Below are 19,270 nucleotides of genomic sequence, written 5' to 3'. Positions count from 1 at the left end.
TGTTTTAAAAGGTGATAGTTATTTTATAGTTTTATAGAAATTATACAAAACATGAAAAAAACACTACTTATTTTATTTTTAATTACACTTTCTGTTGATGGCTTTTCTCAGTTTTTTACAGAAAAAACAGGTAATAAATTGCAAAAAGGAATTACTAAATTCGAAGGTTATTTTACCTTTTATTATAATGATAATTCTGATAAAATATTTCTTGAAATAGATACTTTAGAAAAAGAATTTCTTTATGTACGTTCTCTTTCTGAAGGAGTTGGGTCTAATGATATTGGTTTAGATAGAGGCCAGTTAGGAGGTGGTGTAGTAGTTTATTTTAAAAAAGCTGGAAATAAATTATTGTTAATACAGCCTAATTTAGAGTATAGAGCAATTACAGATAATAAGGAAGAAAAAGAATCTGTAAAAGAAGCATTTGCAAAATCTGTTTTGCATGGTTTTAAAATAAAAGAAACTAAAAAAGGCGTGTATTTAGTAGATGCAACAGATTTTTTTATAAGAGATGCTCATGGAGTTTCTGCAAAATTAGTAAGAACAAAACAAGGTAGTTATAGTTTAGATAAAAGTAAATCTGCTTTTAATATTAAAAGAACAAAAGCGTTTCCTAAAAATGTTGAGTTTGATGTTTTGTTAACCTTTAAAGGTACTGCCAAAGGAGGTGACATAAGTAGTGTAAGTCCTAATGCTAGTTTGGTAACTGTAAACCAACATCATTCTTTTGTAGAATTACCAGATAATAAGTACAAACCAAGAAAGTTCGATCCTCGTTCTGGTGGGTATCCAATGTCTTATTTAGATTATGCAACTCCAGTAAACGAGCCCATAAAAAAGCAATTTATTCGTCGTCATAGATTGGAGAAGAAAAACCCAGAAGCAGTAATTTCTGAAGCTAAAGAACCAATTATTTATTATTTAGATAGAGGAACTCCAGAACCTGTACGTTCTGCTTTGTTAGAAGGCGGACGTTGGTGGAACCAAGCTTTTGAAGCGATTGGTTACAAAAATGCTTTTCAGATGAAAATGTTGCCAGAAGACGCAGACCCGTTAGATGTTCGTTATAATATGGTACAATGGGTACATCGTTCTACCCGTGGTTGGAGTTATGGTGCTAGTATTTCTGACCCAAGAACGGGAGAAATTATTAAAGGGCATGTTAGTTTAGGAAGTTTAAGAATTCGTCAAGATTTTTTAATAGCACAAGCTTTGCAAGCTCCTTATGCAAATAATAATTCTGATGATAGTTTTGCTTTAAAAATGGCAGTTGCAAGAATAAGACAATTATCTGCACATGAAATAGGGCATACGTTAGGTTTTGCTCATAATTTTGCTGCTAGTACAAATGGTAGAGCTTCTGTAATGGATTATCCGCATCCAAAGTTTACTTTAAAAGGAGGTAAAATTGATTTTTCTAATGCTTATGATAACAAAATAGGAGATTGGGATAAAGTAATTGTCGCCTATTTTTATCAAGATTTTAAAACGGATGAAGCAAATGAATTAAATAAAATTATTGAAAATGCTACCGCAGAAGGATTTAAGTATTTATCTGATGTAGATTCTAGATCTCAAGGAAGCGCCAGTGCATCTTCTCATTTATGGGATAATGGAGGTACGATCTATGAAGAATTATATAATTTACTTGAAATTAGAAAAATGGCGATTGCTAATTTTTCTACCGATAATATAAAAACCAATCAACCTTACTCTGTTTTAGAAGATGTATTTGTTCCGTTGTATTTTTTCCACAGATTTCAAACAGAAGCAACCATAAAATTAATTGGTGGTTTAGAGTATTCTTATGCAGTAAAAGGAGGTAAAGAAACTGTTGTAAAAAGAGTTTCTGGATCTTTAGAAAAAATAGCATTACAAGCAGTTTTAAAAACAATATCTGTTGATGAAATTGCAATTCCTAAAGAAAAACTAGCTCTGTTTCCGCCAAGGGCGATGGGTTTTAGTAGAACTAGAGAATCTTTTAAAAGTAATTTAGGTGTAGCGTTTGATGCTTTTGGAGCTGTAGAAACTGCCTCTGAAATGACTTTAAACTTGTTGTTAAACCCACAAAGAGCATCAAGATTAATCGCTCACAAGAGTTTAAATGATAAACAATTAGGTTTAGATGAGTTAATTGATGAATTGATCTTAAAATCAATAAAAAAAACACATAAAGATTCTTATTATCAAGAGTTACAAAACGTAATTAATACCACTGTTTTAGAGCAATTGTTTTATTTAGCGTCTTATAAAAATCAGTACAAACAAGTTAATGCAATTGTGTTTTTTAAATTAGATGAAATAAAATCAATTTTAGAAAACAAAAAGTCAAAAGGAGTTCAGAAAATATATGATATTGCAATGATAAAAATGATTGATGACTTTAAGAAAAAGCCTACATCATTTAAAAAAACAAAAGCATTACAAATTCCTGATGGATCTCCAATAGGAACAGATTATAAATATTAAAAAAAGACGTAATGATAATTGATTTAATTTCTGATACAGTTACCAAACCAACAAAAGAGATGTTGGCTGCAATGATGACTGCCAACGTTGGTGATGATGTTTTTAAAATGGACCCAACTACCAACGAATTACAAGAAAAAGCGGCAAAATTGTTTGGTATGGAAGATGCGTTGTTTTTTCCGTCCGGAACCATGGCAAATCAAACTGCCATAAAATTACACACACAACCAGGAGATAAGTTAATCTGTGATAAATATGCACACGTTTATAATTATGAAGGTGGTGGAGCAGCATTTAATTCTGGTGTTACTTGTAAGTTAATTGATGGAAATAGAGGTATGTTCACTGCAGAGCAATTACAAGATGCTATTGATGAAGGCTTTGGTATTCATACTCCATTTGCTAGTTTGGTTTGTATAGAGAATACTACAAATAAAGGAGGAGGAGCTTGTTGGGAGTTTTCTGAATTAGAAAAATTACAAAAAATATCGAAAGAAAATAATTTAGCCTTTCATTTAGATGGTGCACGCTTATTTAATGCTATGGTTGCAAAAAATGAGACTCCAAAACAATATGGTGAATTGTTTGATACGATTTCTATTTGCCTTTCTAAAGGGTTAGGTGCGCCGATTGGTTCTATTCTTTTAGGCTCTAAAGCGCATATTGCAAAAGCATTACGAATAAGAAAATTATTAGGAGGAGCAATGAGGCAAGTCGGTTTTTTAGCTGCAGCCGGAATTTATGCTTTAGATAATCATGTAGAAAGATTGGCCGAAGATCATAAAAAAGCACAGGAAATAGGTGCTGTTTTAGAAGCTGTTTCTTATGTAACAAAAGTAGAACCTATAGAAACTAATATTGTAATTTTCTATGTTGATGCTAAAATAGGAGCAGACAAATTTATCCATAAAATGGAAGCAAAAAATATTCTTTTAACTCCAATGGGCGAGGGAAGAATAAGAATTGTTACGCATTTAGATTACACAGCGGAAATGCATGAAATTCTTTTAAGGGAATTGAAAAGTTTTTAAAAGTAAAAACGAATAATTGGTGATATGGCAGAAGAGTAAACGCTTCTGTCATCATACAAAACATCATATCTTATACCAATAGCAAAACGCCCCGTATTATAAGCAGCTCCTAAATATAATGCAGGAAAACTAGTACTTGTACTTTGTGAATTAAACGTTTGTTTAGCAAATGATTGTTCAAATTCTCCAGAAAGCTGAATACCTATATTAGGTATTTGGTATAAAGAAATAATGCTTGCTCCATAAACATTTGTTTTGACATCTTGATTTTTACTATAGATATAGGTTAAACCAGTTCCTAAAGCAAAGCCATTGTCAAAATTATAAACGGCACTTGGAGAGACACCAATAGTGGTTTGTGAACCAAAACTCATACTTACGCCACCACCAAACTGTACATTGTCCCAAAAATCAGTGTTTTCTTGAGAAATCATGGTAAAAGAAGTGCTTAAAAACAAAAGAAGGAAATACTTTTTCATAATAAAAATTAATTAGTCTCGTCTAATTTAGCTAATTCTTTATAATTTCTATTCAATTTTTTTAATAATATTCCGTAAAGCAATTGATAAAAGAGCCATAAGACACCCAATAATACCAATGTAACAACAAGAGTTAAAAGAATTATTAAAAATATTTGTTTGGTTTCTAACTCTTCAGATTTAAAGTTTATTTCTGCTACCATTACAATAATCATCATTAAAGCCATAAAACCTAAGTTAAAGAGTACGTAGTTTCTTACTGTTTTTCTAGTTTTAAGAATTTTTTTCATCAACTTTTTAGTTGAATCAATGGTAGAAATACTTTTGTAATTCTTATAGAACATTACTAAAAAATAGAACAAAATTATATATGCCAAAACTTGAGAATAATAAACAAAATTCATTAATCCAATTTTTTCATATTCTAAATATGCTTCTTCCATATCTAAGAAAAAGTACATAGAATTAAAAATTACAAATTCTAAAATACCAATAATAAAGATCCATTTTACAATAGATGATGACTTAGATTTAGCCATTTTGTAGATATCAACAGCAGAAAATTTATTTCCTTCTTCTGGTTGATTTTCCCAAGTTTTTTTATATTTATCTAATAAATCCATGCTGTTATGGGTTTAAAATGTTTTTTAATTTCTCTTTTGCTCTATTCATTTTTACTCTTGCATTTACAGATGAAATTCCTAATGTTTCAGAAATTTCTTTGTAAGGTTTGTCTTCAAGATATAAAAATATCAACGCCTTGTCAATATCATTCAATTTGTGAATTGCCTTATATAAAGCTTTTAACTGAATTTCTTCCGTATCATCATAATCAGTCGCTTTTATTTTATAAGAAAAATCACTAATATCTTGTGTTTTTACTCTTCTTGTAGACTTTCTATACAACGAAATTGCTGTATTTAAAGCCACTCTGTACATCCAGGTGCTAAATTTAGAGTCTCCTCTAAACTTTGGATAGTTTTTCCAAAGCTGAATGGTTATCTCTTGAAATAAATCATTATGAGCACTTTGGTTTGTAGTATAAATTCTACAAATTTTATGAGCAATATTTTGATTTTCTTCAAAGTCCAATAAAAAATTTTTCTCTAAATCTTTTTGCACTTGTGTAAATTAGTTAGTTACCTATTAGTAGGGTAAAAGTATAAATTGTTACATTTTAAATAAAAAATATTTTATTCTTTGTTTTTTCGTTAACTTTGTTGAACTAAAAATAAAATACATTGAACAATATTAAATTGGATTTTACCATTAAAGACCTTGAAAATATTTCAGGGATAAAAGCACATACAATCCGTATATGGGAAAAAAGGTATAATCTTTTAGAGCCAAAAAGGAGTGAAACAAACATTCGTTTTTATTCAAATGAAGATTTACAGAAACTCCTAAATATTGTTTTATTAAATAATAATGATATTAAGATCTCTAAGATTTCAAAAATGTCTGATGAAGAGCTAATTTTGCAAACTAGAGCATTAGCTTTTGTAACATCTTTAAATGACGAATCTATTAATGCTCTTAAACTATCGATGTTTCAGTTTGATAAACGCTTGTTCAACAATGTTTATGAAAAACTTTTAGAAGAAAAAACTTTTCAAGAAATTTTTCAAGAAGTCTTTATTCCTTTTTTAAATGATGTGGGTTTATTGTGGCAAACGGATACTTTAAAACCAGCTCACGAACATTTTATTTCTAATTTAATTGTTCAGAAAATTCTTATAAATACAGAAAAACTACAGTTTAATATTTCTGAAACAAGTAAAACGTATGTGTTGTTTTTGCCAGAAAATGAAATTCATGAAATTGGACTTTTATATTTAAATTACGAACTTGTTTTAAGAGGGGCTCATACCGTTTATTTAGGGCAAAGTTTGCCTTTAAACAATTTGGATTATTTTTTAGAAAGTGATAATGAAATTTGTTTTATTACTTCTTTAACTATTAAACCGTATGATGATAAAATAGAAGATTATTTTAAAGAAATAGATGCTATGATACGTAATTCAGGTAAGACTTTTATAGCTATAGGTCAAAAAGTAAATCAGGTTAAACACTTAGATTTAAGTCCACAAATTCACCTACATAACACTATAACTGATTTGTTAAAGGTGATATAATTTTATATTTTCAATTTTATGTTTAATAAAATTGTATATTTGTTAAACAAAATTAAAAATGAAGAAGAAAATTTATATAATAGGATCGGGTTTTTCTGCTTTATCAGCTTCTTGTTATTTAGCAAAAGTAGGTTATGAAGTTATTATTTTAGAGAAAAACGATACTTTAGGAGGAAGAGCAAGACAGTATAAAAAAGATGGTTTTACTTTTGATATTGGGCCATCTTGGTATTGGATGCCCGATGTGTTTGAGCGTTTTTTTGCTGATTTTGATAAAAAACCATCAGACTATTATACCTTGGATAAATTAAATCCTGGTTATGAAGTTTATTTTGGAGAAAACTCATCTGTTAAAATAGCCAGTGAATTAAAAAAGATTTATCAACTTTTTGAAGATGAAGAAAAAGGAAGTGCCAAGCATTTAAAAACTTTTTTAGATTCAGCAAAATCTAATTATGATACTGCCATAAAAGATTTGGTGTATCAACCAGGAGTTTCACCTTTAGAATTAGTGAATACAACAACTATTGCAAGAGTTTCTCAGTTTTTTTCAACGATAAGAAAACAAGTGAGAAAGGATATAAAAAGTGAAAAATTAATCAAGATTTTAGAATTTCCTGTTTTGTTTTTAGGAGCAAAACCAAATAATACACCTGCATTTTATAATTTTATGAATTATGCAGATTTCGGATTAGGAACATGGCACCCAAGAGGAGGTATGTATACCGTAATAGAAGGTATGGTTTCCTTGGCTAAAAGTTTAGGGGTTAAGTTTAAAACGAATGCCAATGTTGAAAAAATTATAACTGATACTTCTAAAAATGTAACTGGTTTATTGGTAAATGGAAAAGAAATTAAAACGGATTTAGTTTTAAGTGGAGCAGATTATCATCACACAGAAACTTTGTTAGATAAAAATGTAAGACAGTATTCAGAAAGTTATTGGGAGAAAAAAACCTTTGCTCCATCCTCTTTGTTGTTTTATGTTGGTTTTGATAAAAAAATAGAAAACGTAAGTCATCACACGCTGTTCTTTGATACCGATTTTGATGCACACGCTAAAGAAATTTATGATAAACCGCAATGGCCAACAGATCCTCTCTTTTATGCGAATTTTACATCTATTACAGATAAAACTTCTGCGCCAGAAGGTAAAGAAGCTGGTTTTTTTCTAATACCTCTGGCTCCTGGAATAGAGGATACGGATGAACTAAGAGAAGAATATTTCCATAAAATTATGGACAGGTTTGAGAAGTTAACAGGTCAGGAAGTAAAAAAACATGTATTGTTTAAGAAGTCTTTTTGTGTAAATGATTTTAAAAGTGAATACAACTCATACAAAGGAAATGCGTACGGAATGGCAAACACACTTTTACAAACTGCTTTTTTAAGACCAAAAATTAAAAGTAGTAAAATAAAAAATTTGTATTTTACGGGACAGCTAACGGTTCCTGGTCCTGGAGTTCCTCCTGCTTTAATATCTGGAAAAATTGCATCAGAATTAATCTTTAAAAATCAACTATAATTATGAAAGAACTATTTGATAGCGTTTCTAGTGAATGCAGTAAGTTGGTTACAAAAAAATACAGCACTTCTTTTTCTTTGGCTGTAAATATGTTGTCTCCAAAAATTAGAACAGATATTTATAATATTTATGGTTTTGTGCGTTTTGCAGATGAAATTGTAGATTCTTTTCATGATTATAATAAAGAACTTTTAATGGAACATTTTGAAAAGGATTATTATCTAGCAAAAGAGCTTGGTATTAGTTTAAATCCCATTTTAAATTCTTTTCAGCAAACGGTTCATAAATACAAAATACCAGATGAAATGGTGCAAGCCTTTTTAAAAAGTATGAAAGCAGACTTATTTAAAACAGAATACCAAACTAAAGAAGAATATGATGCGTACATTTATGGTTCTGCAGATGTTGTTGGGTTAATGTGTTTAAAGGTTTTTGTTGATGGTGATGATAAAAGGTTTGAAGAATTAAAGGAGGCTGCAATGCGTTTGGGTTCTGCTTTTCAAAAAGTAAATTTTTTACGTGATTTAAAAGATGATTTTGAAGTGTTGAATCGCTCTTATTTTCCGAATATAAATTTGGGAGAATTAGATGCATCTTCTAAGCAGTTGATTATTGACGAAATAGAAGCAGATTTTGAATTTGCTTATCAAAACGGAATTCTTAAATTGCCTGTTGAAGCTAAGTTTGGTGTTTATATGGCATATAGATATTATAAAAGATTACTGAAAAAATTAAAAGAAGTTCCATCAGAAAAAATTATGGATACTAGAATTCGAATATCGAATCCGATGAAAATAAATTTGTTAGCTAGAAGTTACGTAAAATATAAATTAAACATTATTTAATGATTTTTGTACTAATTACTTTAGGTGTTTTTCTTTTTATGGAATGTGTTACTTGGTGTACGCATAAATTTGTGATGCATGGTTTTGGTTGGTATTTGCATGCAGATCATCATCAACCAAAATACCAAGGTGTATTCGAAAAAAATGATGCTTATTTTATTGTTTTTGCAATACCTAGTATTTTACTTTTTTACTTTGGTACGTATACTGAATACACGTTCTTGTTTTTTATTGGACTTGGAATTCTGTTTTACGGAATAGCCTACTTTTTAGTGCACGATGTTTTAATTCACCAGCGTTTTAAATGGTTTAAACATACTAATAACCGTTACTTAAGAGGTTTGAGAAAAGCGCATAAAATGCATCATAAACATTTAGGAAAAGAAGAAGGAGAGTGTTTTGGAATGTTATTTGTCCCTTTTAAATATTTTAAAAAACCTAAACTTTAGAGTTTAAAAATTTACTAGTTTCTTCGAATTATTTCAATTTTTACTAAACACATTATTTTATCTATTTTGAATTATTACGACTACATAATTGTTGGAGGGGGAGCATCTGGCTTAATGATTGCTTACAGAATGTCTAAAGATTCTTTCTTTGATAACAAATCCATATTGATTGTAGACGAAGTAAAAAAGCAAGTTAACGATAAAACTTGGTGTTATTGGGAAGAACAAGATGGCGAATGGAATGACATTTTAACTACTTCTTGGAAAAATATTGTATTTAAGAGTGCTATTTATAATAAGGTAGAAAATATTGCTCCTTATCAGTATAAAATGATTCGTAGTAAAGATTTTTATTTAAAAATATGGAATCAAATAGCCTCAAAAATAAATATTTCTTTTCTTGAAGAAAGTGTACTTGATATTAATCAATTATCCTCCGAAGCAGAAGTAATAACAGAAAATAAGGTATTAAAAACACGAACTGTACTTAATAGTATTTTGAGTGATGATTATAAAAAACAGTCTAAATACCCTGTTTTAAGACAACATTTTGTTGGTTTTTTTATACAAACAGAAGAAGATTCTTTTGATGATAGTGCAGCAACTTTTATGGATTTTACGGTTGAGCAAAAAGGAAATACACGTTTTATGTATATACTTCCTTACAATAAAAAAGAAGCATTGTTTGAGTATACCTTGTTTTCTAAAGATTTATTAGCTTATAATATTTATAAAACAGAAATAGAAAAATATCTACAAAGTAAAAATATTAACAATTATAAAATTATTGAAAAAGAGCAAGGTTTAATACCAATGACCTGTTATAAATTTTGGAATAAAAACTCTAAAAATATTATTAATATTGGTACTGCAGGTGGTTGGTCTAAAGCAAGTACAGGTTTTACTTTTAATAAGATCAATAAAAAAACAATCCTTTTAATCAATCATTTAAAACAAAATAAACCATTACCAAAATTTCATAAAATAAATAAATTCTGGTTTTATGATTTACTGTTATTAGATATTTTAAGTGAAAAAAACCATATAGGATCTTTTCTTTTTTCAAATTTATTTAAACGTTCTTCACCTAAAAAAATATTAAAATTTTTAGATGAAGAAACTTCTGTTTTTGAAGATTTACAAGTGATACTTAAAATGCCTCCAAAACATTTTATCATAGCACTTTTTAAAAGAATTTTATAATTTAAAACTTTTGTCAAACACTTCTTTCATTACAGAGTAAGAAGTAGATGCACCAGGTGAAGCGCCTAAAAGAGCAGCAATTGTTTTATCTTCAGAAATTATTATTTCTGTTCCAAATTCTAATTTACCAAACCCTTTTTTATTTCTTTTTATAATTTGAACACGTTGTCCAGCAATTACAGTTTTCCAATCGTCGTTATTTGCTTCAGGATAAAAAGCTCTTAATTCTTCCATCCTGTCTTTAAAGGATAATCTTACTTGTTTTATTAAGTATTTTACAAGCGGTAAATTTTGATAACCTGCACCTAATAAACTCATAATATTATCAAACTCAACAGATCTTGGTAAATCAAACATAGAACCATGTTTTAAGAATCTAGTTGTAAAGCCCGCAAAAGGGCCAAATAATAATTCTTTTCTACCGTTAATCATTCTAGAATCCATATGAGGAACAGACATTGGTGGTGCACCACGTCCTGCTTTACCGTAAGCTTTTGCGTTATGTTTTTCTATAATTTCTGGATTGGTACAACGTAACCATAGACCACTTATAGGAAAACCTCCATAACCTTTTGCTTCTTTTATATTTGCTTTCTCTAATAAAGGCAATGTACCTCCACCAGCTCCAATAAAAAGATATTTAGAGGCAAGCATCCAACTTTTAACAACGTTTTGTCCTTTTATAGTTACTACCCAATTACCTCTTTTAGACTTTTGTATATTGTTAACATTGCTATGATTTAATAATTCTACGTTGTCTTGTTTTTTTAAGAAACGAAATATTTGTTCTGCAATTTCACCAAAATTAACATCATATCCTTTTTCAAAAAAGGTAGCAGCAATTTCTTCTTTATCGGCTCTTCCTTCCATCATTAAAGGTAGCCATTTTTTTATTTGTTCTTTATCTTTAGAGAAAAGCATGTCTTTAAATTGAGGGGTATCTTTTATAACCTCATAACGCTTTTCTAAAAAAGCAACGTCCTTTTTTCCTCTAACAAAACTAAGATGTGGAACTTCACTTATACATTTTGATAAATTGTTGATATAGCCTTTTTCTTCACAGTCTTTCCAAAAATTATAAGTTTCTGTAAATTGCTCCGATATACTGATGGCTTTTGTAATATTTACAACACCTTTTTTTTCTGGAGTATAATTCAATTCACAATTTCCAGCATGTCCAGTACCAGCATTATTCCAAGCCTCAGAACTTTCTTGGGCTATTGTAGGTAGCTTTTCTATGATCGTTATTTTCTTTCCAGGAAATTTTTCATAAAGTAAGATGGCTAATGTTGCAGACATTATACCGCCTCCAATAAGTACAAATTCGGAATGTTTTACAGATGAAATCTTTGGCATTTTTTTTATTTTAAGAGCACAAAGATACTTGTTTCTTGAGATTTTTAAAACTGATTTTTGTTGAGATTTCAGTAATTATTGTACTGTAAAATTATGTAAAAGATAAATAATTCTCTTATAAGTAAATATATAGAAATTTATATTGAAGATATTGGTTTGTATGATCCATTTTAAAGAACTAATAGAACGAAGTTAAAAAATAAATGGATTCTCTTTTTTCTGAATTAATTAAAGTATTTAAGATTTCTAAATTATTAAAAAGAGATAATTTCCTGGTATATTGTTAAATATAGAGCTTAAAAAAAGATTTAAAATTATATGGTTTTTAGCCAGTCTTCTAATCGATCTAACCAAGTGTGTAAGTACCCTTTTTTATTTATTGCTAAAGAAAAACCGTGACCTCCATAAGGATAAATATGTATTTCTACTTTTACTTTTTTATCATTTAAAGCTTTGTAAAACTGTAAACTGTTTTCTACAGGTACTGCAGTATCATTAGAGGAGTGTACTAAAAAAGTAGGAGGTGTATTTTCTGTAACTTGTAATTCATTAGAGTATTGTTCTATTAATTCTTGGGTAGGTTTTTTACCTATCAATTGATTTCGAGAACCTTTGTGTGTGTAATCATCTTTCATCGTAATTACAGGATAAATTAAAGCCATAAAGTCTGGTCTTGCAGAAATGGTGTCTGTAGGTTCTTCTTTAAAGTTATTTTTAGTATGAAACTGAGTCCCTAGAGTAGCGGCTAAATGTCCTCCAGCAGAAAAACCGATTACACCAATTTTATTAGGATTAATACCTAATTTATCAGCATTAAAACGAACCCATCTCATAGCTCTTTGGGCATCTTGCAAAGGAGCTTCATTGGGAGTTTTTATAGATTTGGAATTTGGTAATCTATATTTTAGAACAAAAGCAGTAATTCCCTTGCTATTAAACCATTTTGCAATTTCAGTGCCTTCCCAATCATAGGCTAACATAGTATAACCTCCACCCGGACATATAATAACAGCTTTGTCTGTTGCATTTCGTTTGGATGGAGTATAAATTTCTAATGTTGGTTTTTTAACTTTAGATATTTTAACAATATCTCCATGTTCTATAAATTCTTCTTCGCTGGTTTCTTTGCTGTTTGGTATGGTTTCCCAAAGAGAAACAACTTTATTTTGTGCTTGTAATTGACCAAAGGATATCATCATAAATAAAAAAATAAGTATTAGTTTCATATAGATAATTTTAAAAATAGAGATTTACCATTGTACGCCAATAACATGCTCTATGGGCTTCTTCTTGCCATTCAAATAAGTGATGTGGAATTCCTTTTTCCTGTAAAATATTAGATAGTTTATAGTTGCTTTCTAGAAAAACATCTTTTTTTCCGACTGCTAATATTATATTCATTTTACTTAATTGACTAAGTAAAATTTGATCATCTAAATTTTTTAGATATTGATTCGGCATGTTAAAATACACAAAATCATTATGAAAACCACTTAACAAGTCTTTAAAGTAACCATTAGATTTCGTTAAATCATAACGACCACTCATACCAACAACTTTAGAAAACAATTTTGGATGTCGCATGGCTATGTTTACTGCATGGTAAGCACCTAAACTGCAACCTGCAGAAACTATATTTTTATTTGAATTTTGTAAATTGGCAAAAGGGAGTACTTCTTCTATAACGTAGTTTTCATATTGTATATGTCTATAAATTCTATAACCTGGATCTTTAAAACTATTGTAAAAAGATTCTAAATCTACACTGTCTACACAATAAACTTGTAATTCTCCTTTTTTAATCTTTTGCTCTACAGAGGCAATAATTTTCCAGTTTTCATAATCATAAAAACGTCCCATTCTCGGTGGGAAAAACAAAACTTTTTCACCTGAATATCCAAATACAAGGAGTTCCATTTCTTTTTCAAGATTTTGACTATACCATTTATGATATTCTCTTTTCATGAAAAATTAATTTTCCATTAAGATACTATTTTAAAATGTTTTTTCGAGTATTTTTTGAGGGAAAATTATAGGATGTTTCTGGAGTGCTTTTTCTAATAAGTTGTAACCCTTGGTATTAAAATGTAATCCATCTTCTTCAAAATACTTGCTATTAGGTTTTCCTTTTTTATCTAATAAGTCATCATAAATATTTACAAAATGAAAATTATCGTCTTTAGACATTAATTTTTGAATTTTTTTATTTGTATAATTGATGCTTTCTTGCAGATGACTGCGTGCAATACTAGGTTTTATAGAAATACAAGTGCACTTTATGTTACCGTATTTAGTTCTAATTTTAAGTAGTAAGTTTTCTAAAAATAGAATAATTTCTTCTGGATGTCTGCCATCTCCCAAATCATTATCTCCTGCATAAATTACAATAGCATCTATGTCTTTTATATTCTCAAAAACCCGATCAAAGAACCAAGTACAAGCAGCCAGGGTAGAGCCTCCAAATCCTAAATTTATAGGTTTGTGTTCTTTAAAAGTAGTAGTTAAGTTATTCCATAGGGTTAATGTAGAACTTCCGTAAAAAATCGTTTTGGGATGATATTCTAATTCTTGAATTTGATTTTCTAATCGTTCTAAATCTGGATGATACCAAAACATGTATATTTTTTTAGGGTTAATTTTTCAATATAGAATTAAAAAGTTAAATAGTATTAAAATGGTTGTAAAATTAAGCGTTGTCCCTGCGTTTTTAAGGGATATCCCTACTAAAATACAAGTAGAATCACTTTTTATGTCTACGAAAGTGATTTTTTCGAGTTCAATTATCAATTCATAAAAGAAGTAAGTATGGTTTTTTGGTAGTACAGCGATTAATTATATTATTTATTTAATTTGTAAAGTTTGTTGTTTATGTGGTTTATTTATAGATGGTTAGGTCTGTTTGTGTTTTTGGAATCATTTTTTATTTTACTTAATGTAAGTTTATGTTTTTGTGTCGTCTACTTATTGAATAAATTTGCATTAAATTATAAAACATAGTTAAAATATATGAAATATATTAGAATATTAATACTAGGTCTTACACTCGTTTTTACAAGCTGTAAACATCCTTTTGAGTTTAGTGTTTATGAAGCAAACGTTAAAACCGAACAACAAAATACTACTGATAAAAATTTAAAATTATTGGAGAATATTACAGTAGACTCTAAAGAATTTAAATTTGCTTTTTTATCAGATGTACATTTTTTTTATGATCAACTTAGTACAGTAATTGATGATATAAATAAAAGAGATGATATTAAGTTTGTAATCTTTGGAGGTGATATTGCAGATCAAGCATTATTAAGAGAATATGAGATTTTTCATGATATAATGTCTAAATTGAAGAAACCTTATCTAACCGTTATTGGAAATCATGATTATAATATAAATGGAGGAATCATCTACAAGAAAATGTTTGGTGATTATAATTATTCTTTTGAATTTAATAACAACAAGTTTGTTCTTTTTGATGATGTTGTTTGGGAAAGTGAAAAGGAGTTAGATTTTGATTGGTTAACATCAGAATTAGAAGACAATACATCTTTTAATCAAGTATTTGTTATTGCTCATATTCCTCCTTATGGAGATCAATTTGATGATGAATTAAGAGAAAAGTACAGATCTACCATGTCAAAATACAATGTTCCATTATCTATTCATGGACATACGCACAGTTATTTTTATGAAGAAGGTGATGTAAGTTACCTAACTGCGCCCGCTGTTAAAGAGAAGGCGTATAATATAGTATCTGTGAAGGATAAAGGGTTTAGTGTTGAATTGATTGAATTATAAAATAAATGAAAATTAGAAAAATATTTATAGTATCTATATTGTTGTTATTATTTAACAATGTTTATGCTCAAGAAACTGATGTAGTAAAAGAAAAATCTTGGTATGTACCAGATTATGTAAAAGCACAATTTGCAGGAAATATTGGTCTTGTTTCTGTGGGAGCAGGTTATCAATTATTTAATGATGTTTTGTACTCAGAATTATTATACGGCTTTGTTCCTGAGTTTGCATCTAGAGCAGATAACATACATTTAATTACCATTAAGAATACGTTTCCTATTTATAGAAAAGTAATTGGTGAAAACTTAACAATAACACCTATAGCGGGTTTTACAACTACTTTAGACATAGGAACGAATTCTTTTACTACGCTTCCTAGTTTGTATCCTGATGGTTATTATGTGCCTACAGCTGTTCATTTTACTTTTTTTGGAGGAGCTTTATTGCATAAGGATTTTAAAAAGCCAAAAATTTTTAAAGGAGTAGATTTTTATTTAGAATTCGGGACTGTAGAAACCTATTTATGGTATGCAATTACGTCTAAAGAGGTTGGTGTACTTGATGTTTTTAGTGCTGATGTTGGAGTGAACTTTTATTTTTAAACAATATTTAAGTTAATTAATAAAATAAAAAGCCTTGTTTACAATTTGTAAACAAGGCTTTTTTATGGAATAGATAATTTCTACTTCGGATATTTCTCAGCAATCTTATCCAAAGATAAATTGTGAATACTACCAACATGTGTATGCTGTTTTCCTAAATCTGGTTTGTATGTTCCGGCTTGTACTTGTCCACCAATTTTCTGATAAGCTTCTCTAAAACTCATACCGTCAACAACTAAATTATTGATGCTGTCAACTGTAAATAAATATTGATACTTTTCATCATTCAAATCAATATCTTTTACAATTACTTGTTGAATAGAGTAATTAAAGATGTCTAAAATATCTTTTACATCTTCAAAAGCTGCAATAATATTTTCTTTTAATAACTGAAAATCTCTGTGATAACCGGTTGGTAAATTATTAGTAATCATCACCATTTCTGTATGTAATGCCTGAATTTTATTACACTTTCCACGAATCAATTCAAATACATCAGGGTTTTTCTTGTGTGGCATAATGCTACTTCCTGTTGTTAATTCGTCAGGAAAAGTAATAAACCCAAAGTTCTGACTCATGTATAAACAAACATCCATTGCAAAACGAGACATGGTGTTACATAATCCGCCTAAGGCGGAAGCAATAGAGCGCTCGCTTTTTCCACGACTTAATTGGGCTGCAACCACATTGTATTTCATGGTAGCGAATTCTAATTCCTTGGTGGTTAATTCTCTGTCTATAGGAAAGGAAGAACCGTACCCCGCTGCAGAACCTAATGGATTTTGGTCTACAACTCTAGAAACTGCATTTAACATATATACATCGTCTATTAACAATTCCGCATACGCAGAAAACCACAAACCAAAAGATGATGGCATGGCAACTTGCAAATGTGTATAACCAGGTAAAAGACTTTCTTTATGTGTTTCTGCTAAACTTAAAAGGGTATCAAAAAGTGTTTTTGTTTTATCGTTGATAATTGCCAAGTTCTCCTTGTAGTACAACTGTAGTGCTACTAAAACCTGGTCATTTCTAGAACGAGCAGTATGGATTTTCTTACCAACTTCGCCTAACTTATTGGTTAATTCCCATTCAATTTTAGAATGTACATCTTCAAAAGAAGCTTCTATAACAAAGGTTCCGTTTTCAATATCATCTGCTAATTCTTGCAATCCTCTTTTTAAGTCTTTCAATTCATCCGCAGTAATAATACCAATTGATTCTAGCATTATGGCATGAGCCAAAGAAGCCTGAACATCATATTTAGCAATATGCATATCAATTTCTCTATCATTTCCAACGGTAAATCTTTCTATTTGTTGATCTATTGAAAATCCTTTATCCCAAAGTTTCATATTTTTTATATTTTGTTGTCATTGCGAGGTACGAAGCAATCTCTTTATTAATTGAGAGGTAACTTTGTGATACTTCCTCGTTTTGACGTTTTGTTATATTACTTTTTAAATAATTACTCTATTCAGCAATTCTACATAAATCTGAATTCCTTCTTCAATTTCTGCAAGATAAATAAATTCATTGGCAGAATGAGAACGAGTACTGTCTCCAGGTCCTAACTTTAAGGATTGGCAAGTTAATACAGATTGATCGGATAGCGTAGGAGAACCGTAAGTTTCTCTTCCCATCGCAATTCCTGCTTTTACCAAGTCATGATTTGTAGAAATGCAAGAGGAGTTTAAACGTAAACTTCTTGGTGTAATTGTAGTACAAGGTGCTTTTTCTTGTAATATTTCATTAATTTCTTTATTCGAATACGCATCATTTACACGTACATCTACTACTAAATCTACATGTGCTGGCACAACATTGTGTTGAGAACCTGCAGAAATTTGTGTAACGGTCATTTTTACATCACCTAAAGCTACAGAAGGTTTCTCGAACTTAAAATCTTTAAACCATTGTAATACTTCAATAGTATTGTAAATAGAGTTGTTATTATTTGGATGTGCAGCATGACTCGGAGTTCCTTCTACAACAGCATCAAAAACAACTAAACCTTTTTCTGCAACCGCTAAATTCATTAAAGTAGGTTCACCAACAATTGCTACATCAATATGTGGAATAATAGATAACATACTATTTAGTCCATTAGGACCACTATTTTCTTCTTCTGCAGAAGCCACAATTACCAAATTGTATTTTAGGTTTTCTTGTGCATAAAAATTAGTGAATGTAGCCATTAAAGAAACCAAACAACCACCCGCATCATTAGAACCTAACCCATATAATTTACCATCTTTTACAATGGCTTTTAAAGGATCATTGGTGTATGCTGAATTTGGATGTACGGTATCGTGATGGGAATTTAACAATAAGGTTGGTTTGCTGTCATCAAAATATTTGTTGGTTGCCCAAATATTATTTTTTGTTCTTTTAAAAGGTATTTTATTTTCTATAAACCAACCTTCTATCAATTTTGCTGTATTTTCTTCTTCTTGAGAAAATGATTGTGTTTCAATCAAGTTCTTTAAAAGAGAAATAGCGTTTTCTGTTAATTTTTCAATATTCATTTTTATAATGTTATTGTGGTAAAATTATCGTTTTCTTTTGTCAGCATAGATGTATTTCCAATATGTACTTTTGAAACTCCATTATCTAAAGCATCAAAACAGTTGTCTATTTTTGGAATCATTCCGTCTGTAATAATTTTAGCGTCTAATAATTCTTTATATGTATCCGTATCGATTTTTTTTACCACAGAATTTTTATCATTAAAATCTTTTAAAACACCATTTAATTCAAAGCAATAATAAATAGATGTTTCGTAGATTTCACTCATACCAACTGCAATGGTACTCGCAATTGTATCTGCATTGGTATTTAATAATTGTCCGTTTCCGTCGTGTGTAATTGCACAAAAAACAGGTGTAAAATTAGCTTTAATTAATTTATCAATAGAATTAGAAGCCACTTGTTTTACATCACCTACAAAACCAAAATCGACTTCCTTAACAGGTCTTTTTTCTGATTTAATACTGTTAATATCAGCTCCTGTTAAACCAATAGCATCAACTTGTAATGCTTGTAATTTGGCTACAATATTTTTATTGACCAAGCCACCATAAACCATGGTAATTACTTCCAGCGTTTCTGCATCTGTAATACGTCTACCATTTACCATTTTAGATTCGATACCTAATTTAGAAGCAATATGAGTGGCACGTTTTCCTCCTCCGTGGACCAAAATTTTGTTTCCGTCTAAGTTAGAAAATAATTTTAGAAAAGCATTTAAAGACGTTTCATCTTCAATGATGTTTCCTCCAATTTTTATGATTGATAGTTTTTCCATTTTTGTTAAGTATCTGTCATTGCGAGGAAGAATGACGAAGCAATCTCTTAATTAAATAGACAGATTACTTCGTG

At 29.5% G+C, this 19,270-nt stretch carries 19 protein-coding genes; 9 read left to right on the top strand and 10 right to left on the bottom strand.

Features of this window, described 5'->3' with window-relative positions:
• The first annotated feature begins 51 nt into the window (after positions 1–51).
• Complete coding sequence (locus H0I28_RS06755; RefSeq protein ID WP_218761104.1) at positions 52–2,472, top strand: zinc-dependent metalloprotease; 2,421 nt, start codon at positions 52–54, stop codon at positions 2,470–2,472.
• A gap of 11 nt (positions 2,473–2,483) precedes the next feature.
• Positions 2,484–3,503 (top strand): low specificity L-threonine aldolase, encoded by a 1,020-nt coding sequence (locus H0I28_RS06750; RefSeq protein ID WP_218730787.1) that lies wholly within the window; start codon positions 2,484–2,486, stop codon positions 3,501–3,503.
• Here the strand turns inward: H0I28_RS06750 and H0I28_RS06745 are convergent.
• From H0I28_RS06745 to H0I28_RS06735, 3 genes are read right to left on the bottom strand one after another with little or no spacing between them, the layout of a single operon-like run.
• On the bottom strand, positions 3,500–3,982 hold the full coding sequence (locus H0I28_RS06745; protein ID WP_218761102.1) for a hypothetical protein: 483 nt from the start codon (positions 3,980–3,982) through the stop codon (positions 3,500–3,502). The genes H0I28_RS06750 and H0I28_RS06745 overlap by 4 nt on opposite strands.
• An 8-nt stretch (positions 3,983–3,990) precedes the next feature.
• On the bottom strand, positions 3,991–4,605 hold the full coding sequence (locus tag H0I28_RS06740; protein ID WP_218761101.1) for a hypothetical protein: 615 nt from the start codon (positions 4,603–4,605) through the stop codon (positions 3,991–3,993).
• Between the two features lie 4 nt (positions 4,606–4,609).
• Positions 4,610–5,104: an RNA polymerase sigma factor gene (locus tag H0I28_RS06735; RefSeq protein ID WP_218761099.1), complete on the bottom strand. Its 495-nt coding sequence runs from the start codon at positions 5,102–5,104 to the stop codon at positions 4,610–4,612.
• Positions 5,105–5,223: 119 nt separating this feature from the next.
• On the opposite strand from H0I28_RS06735, the gene H0I28_RS06730 reads away from it, so the two are divergent.
• The 5 genes from H0I28_RS06730 to H0I28_RS06710 all read left to right on the top strand — a co-directional run bounded on the left by H0I28_RS06730 (position 5,224) and on the right by H0I28_RS06710 (position 10,139).
• On the top strand, positions 5,224–6,117 hold the full coding sequence (locus H0I28_RS06730) for a MerR family transcriptional regulator (protein WP_218730783.1): 894 nt from the start codon (positions 5,224–5,226) through the stop codon (positions 6,115–6,117).
• Between the two features lie 58 nt (positions 6,118–6,175).
• Positions 6,176–7,642: an NAD(P)/FAD-dependent oxidoreductase gene (locus H0I28_RS06725; RefSeq protein ID WP_218761098.1), complete on the top strand. Its 1,467-nt coding sequence runs from the start codon at positions 6,176–6,178 to the stop codon at positions 7,640–7,642.
• 2 nt (positions 7,643–7,644) lie between these two features.
• Complete coding sequence (locus H0I28_RS06720; protein WP_218761097.1) at positions 7,645–8,487, top strand: phytoene/squalene synthase family protein; 843 nt, start codon at positions 7,645–7,647, stop codon at positions 8,485–8,487.
• Positions 8,487–8,936, top strand: a complete 450-nt coding sequence (locus tag H0I28_RS06715; protein ID WP_218730780.1) for a sterol desaturase family protein — start codon at positions 8,487–8,489, stop codon at positions 8,934–8,936. Before H0I28_RS06720 ends, H0I28_RS06715 begins: the two co-directional genes overlap by 1 nt.
• Before the next feature lie 66 nt (positions 8,937–9,002).
• Complete coding sequence (locus H0I28_RS06710; protein WP_218761096.1) at positions 9,003–10,139, top strand: lycopene cyclase family protein; 1,137 nt, start codon at positions 9,003–9,005, stop codon at positions 10,137–10,139.
• On the opposite strand, the gene mqo is transcribed toward H0I28_RS06710, so the two are convergent.
• The 4 genes from mqo to H0I28_RS06690 form a co-directional block, all read right to left on the bottom strand.
• On the bottom strand, positions 10,134–11,495 hold the full coding sequence (gene mqo / locus H0I28_RS06705) for a malate dehydrogenase (quinone) (RefSeq protein WP_218730778.1): 1,362 nt from the start codon (positions 11,493–11,495) through the stop codon (positions 10,134–10,136). The two genes, H0I28_RS06710 and mqo, sit on opposite strands and share 6 nt — an antisense overlap.
• 314 nt (positions 11,496–11,809) lie before the next feature.
• Positions 11,810–12,721 carry an alpha/beta hydrolase gene (locus H0I28_RS06700; RefSeq protein WP_218761095.1) on the bottom strand — a complete coding sequence of 304 codons (912 nt, stop codon included), beginning with the start codon at positions 12,719–12,721 and terminating at the stop codon, positions 11,810–11,812.
• Positions 12,722–12,731: 10 nt separating this feature from the next.
• Positions 12,732–13,460, bottom strand: a complete 729-nt coding sequence (locus H0I28_RS06695; protein ID WP_218761094.1) for an esterase family protein — start codon at positions 13,458–13,460, stop codon at positions 12,732–12,734.
• Between the two features lie 30 nt (positions 13,461–13,490).
• Complete coding sequence (locus H0I28_RS06690) at positions 13,491–14,111, bottom strand: GDSL-type esterase/lipase family protein (RefSeq protein ID WP_218753674.1); 621 nt, start codon at positions 14,109–14,111, stop codon at positions 13,491–13,493.
• Between the two features lie 390 nt (positions 14,112–14,501).
• On the opposite strand from H0I28_RS06690, the gene H0I28_RS06685 reads away from it, so the two are divergent.
• Together H0I28_RS06685 and H0I28_RS06680 are read left to right on the top strand one after the other, a co-directional pair.
• A complete protein-coding gene (locus H0I28_RS06685) occupies positions 14,502–15,287 on the top strand; it encodes a metallophosphoesterase (protein ID WP_218761093.1) in 786 nt (261 codons plus the stop codon).
• Positions 15,288–15,292: 5 nt separating this feature from the next.
• Positions 15,293–15,889: a hypothetical protein gene (locus H0I28_RS06680; RefSeq protein WP_218730773.1), complete on the top strand. Its 597-nt coding sequence runs from the start codon at positions 15,293–15,295 to the stop codon at positions 15,887–15,889.
• A gap of 80 nt (positions 15,890–15,969) precedes the next feature.
• Here H0I28_RS06680 and argH read toward each other — a convergent pair whose 3' ends face one another.
• The 3 genes from argH to argB all read right to left on the bottom strand — a co-directional run bounded on the left by argH (position 15,970) and on the right by argB (position 19,196).
• Positions 15,970–17,244: an argininosuccinate lyase gene (gene argH, locus H0I28_RS06675; RefSeq protein ID WP_218761092.1), complete on the bottom strand. Its 1,275-nt coding sequence runs from the start codon at positions 17,242–17,244 to the stop codon at positions 15,970–15,972.
• A gap of 105 nt (positions 17,245–17,349) precedes the next feature.
• Entirely contained in the window at positions 17,350–18,417 is a 1,068-nt protein-coding gene (locus H0I28_RS06670) for a M20 family metallo-hydrolase (RefSeq protein WP_218761091.1), read from the bottom strand.
• Positions 18,418–18,419: 2 nt separating this feature from the next.
• Positions 18,420–19,196, bottom strand: a complete 777-nt coding sequence (gene argB, locus H0I28_RS06665; RefSeq protein ID WP_218761090.1) for an acetylglutamate kinase — start codon at positions 19,194–19,196, stop codon at positions 18,420–18,422.
• Positions 19,197–19,270 lie beyond the last annotated feature (74 nt).

The sequence above is a fragment of the Polaribacter sp. AHE13PA genome, assembly GCF_019278505.1.
Classification (GTDB): domain Bacteria; phylum Bacteroidota; class Bacteroidia; order Flavobacteriales; family Flavobacteriaceae; genus Polaribacter.
The sequence above is the reverse complement of the archived record's forward strand: the minus strand, read 5'-3'. Positions and strand labels throughout refer to the sequence as shown.

Bases quoted from the DNA above. Each gene is read 5' to 3' on its own strand.
- H0I28_RS06715 (WP_218730780.1), top strand. From the start codon at position 8,487: ATGATTTTTGTACTAATTACTTTAGGTGTTTTTCTTTTTATGGAATGT.
- H0I28_RS06700 (WP_218761095.1), bottom strand. From the start codon at position 12,721: ATGAAACTAATACTTATTTTTTTATTTATGATGATATCCTTTGGTCAA.
- H0I28_RS06680 (WP_218730773.1), top strand. From the start codon at position 15,293: ATGAAAATTAGAAAAATATTTATAGTATCTATATTGTTGTTATTATTT.
- H0I28_RS06725 (WP_218761098.1), top strand. From the start codon at position 6,176: ATGAAGAAGAAAATTTATATAATAGGATCGGGTTTTTCTGCTTTATCA.
- argH (WP_218761092.1), bottom strand. From the start codon at position 17,244: ATGAAACTTTGGGATAAAGGATTTTCAATAGATCAACAAATAGAAAGA.
- argB (WP_218761090.1), bottom strand. From the start codon at position 19,196: ATGGAAAAACTATCAATCATAAAAATTGGAGGAAACATCATTGAAGAT.
- H0I28_RS06750 (WP_218730787.1), top strand. From the start codon at position 2,484: ATGATAATTGATTTAATTTCTGATACAGTTACCAAACCAACAAAAGAG.
- mqo (WP_218730778.1), bottom strand. From the start codon at position 11,495: ATGCCAAAGATTTCATCTGTAAAACATTCCGAATTTGTACTTATTGGA.
- H0I28_RS06755 (WP_218761104.1), top strand. From the start codon at position 52: ATGAAAAAAACACTACTTATTTTATTTTTAATTACACTTTCTGTTGAT.
- H0I28_RS06695 (WP_218761094.1), bottom strand. From the start codon at position 13,460: ATGAAAAGAGAATATCATAAATGGTATAGTCAAAATCTTGAAAAAGAA.
- H0I28_RS06740 (WP_218761101.1), bottom strand. From the start codon at position 4,605: ATGGATTTATTAGATAAATATAAAAAAACTTGGGAAAATCAACCAGAA.
- H0I28_RS06720 (WP_218761097.1), top strand. From the start codon at position 7,645: ATGAAAGAACTATTTGATAGCGTTTCTAGTGAATGCAGTAAGTTGGTT.
- H0I28_RS06685 (WP_218761093.1), top strand. From the start codon at position 14,502: ATGAAATATATTAGAATATTAATACTAGGTCTTACACTCGTTTTTACA.
- H0I28_RS06690 (WP_218753674.1), bottom strand. From the start codon at position 14,111: ATGTTTTGGTATCATCCAGATTTAGAACGATTAGAAAATCAAATTCAA.
- H0I28_RS06745 (WP_218761102.1), bottom strand. From the start codon at position 3,982: ATGAAAAAGTATTTCCTTCTTTTGTTTTTAAGCACTTCTTTTACCATG.
- H0I28_RS06670 (WP_218761091.1), bottom strand. From the start codon at position 18,417: ATGAATATTGAAAAATTAACAGAAAACGCTATTTCTCTTTTAAAGAAC.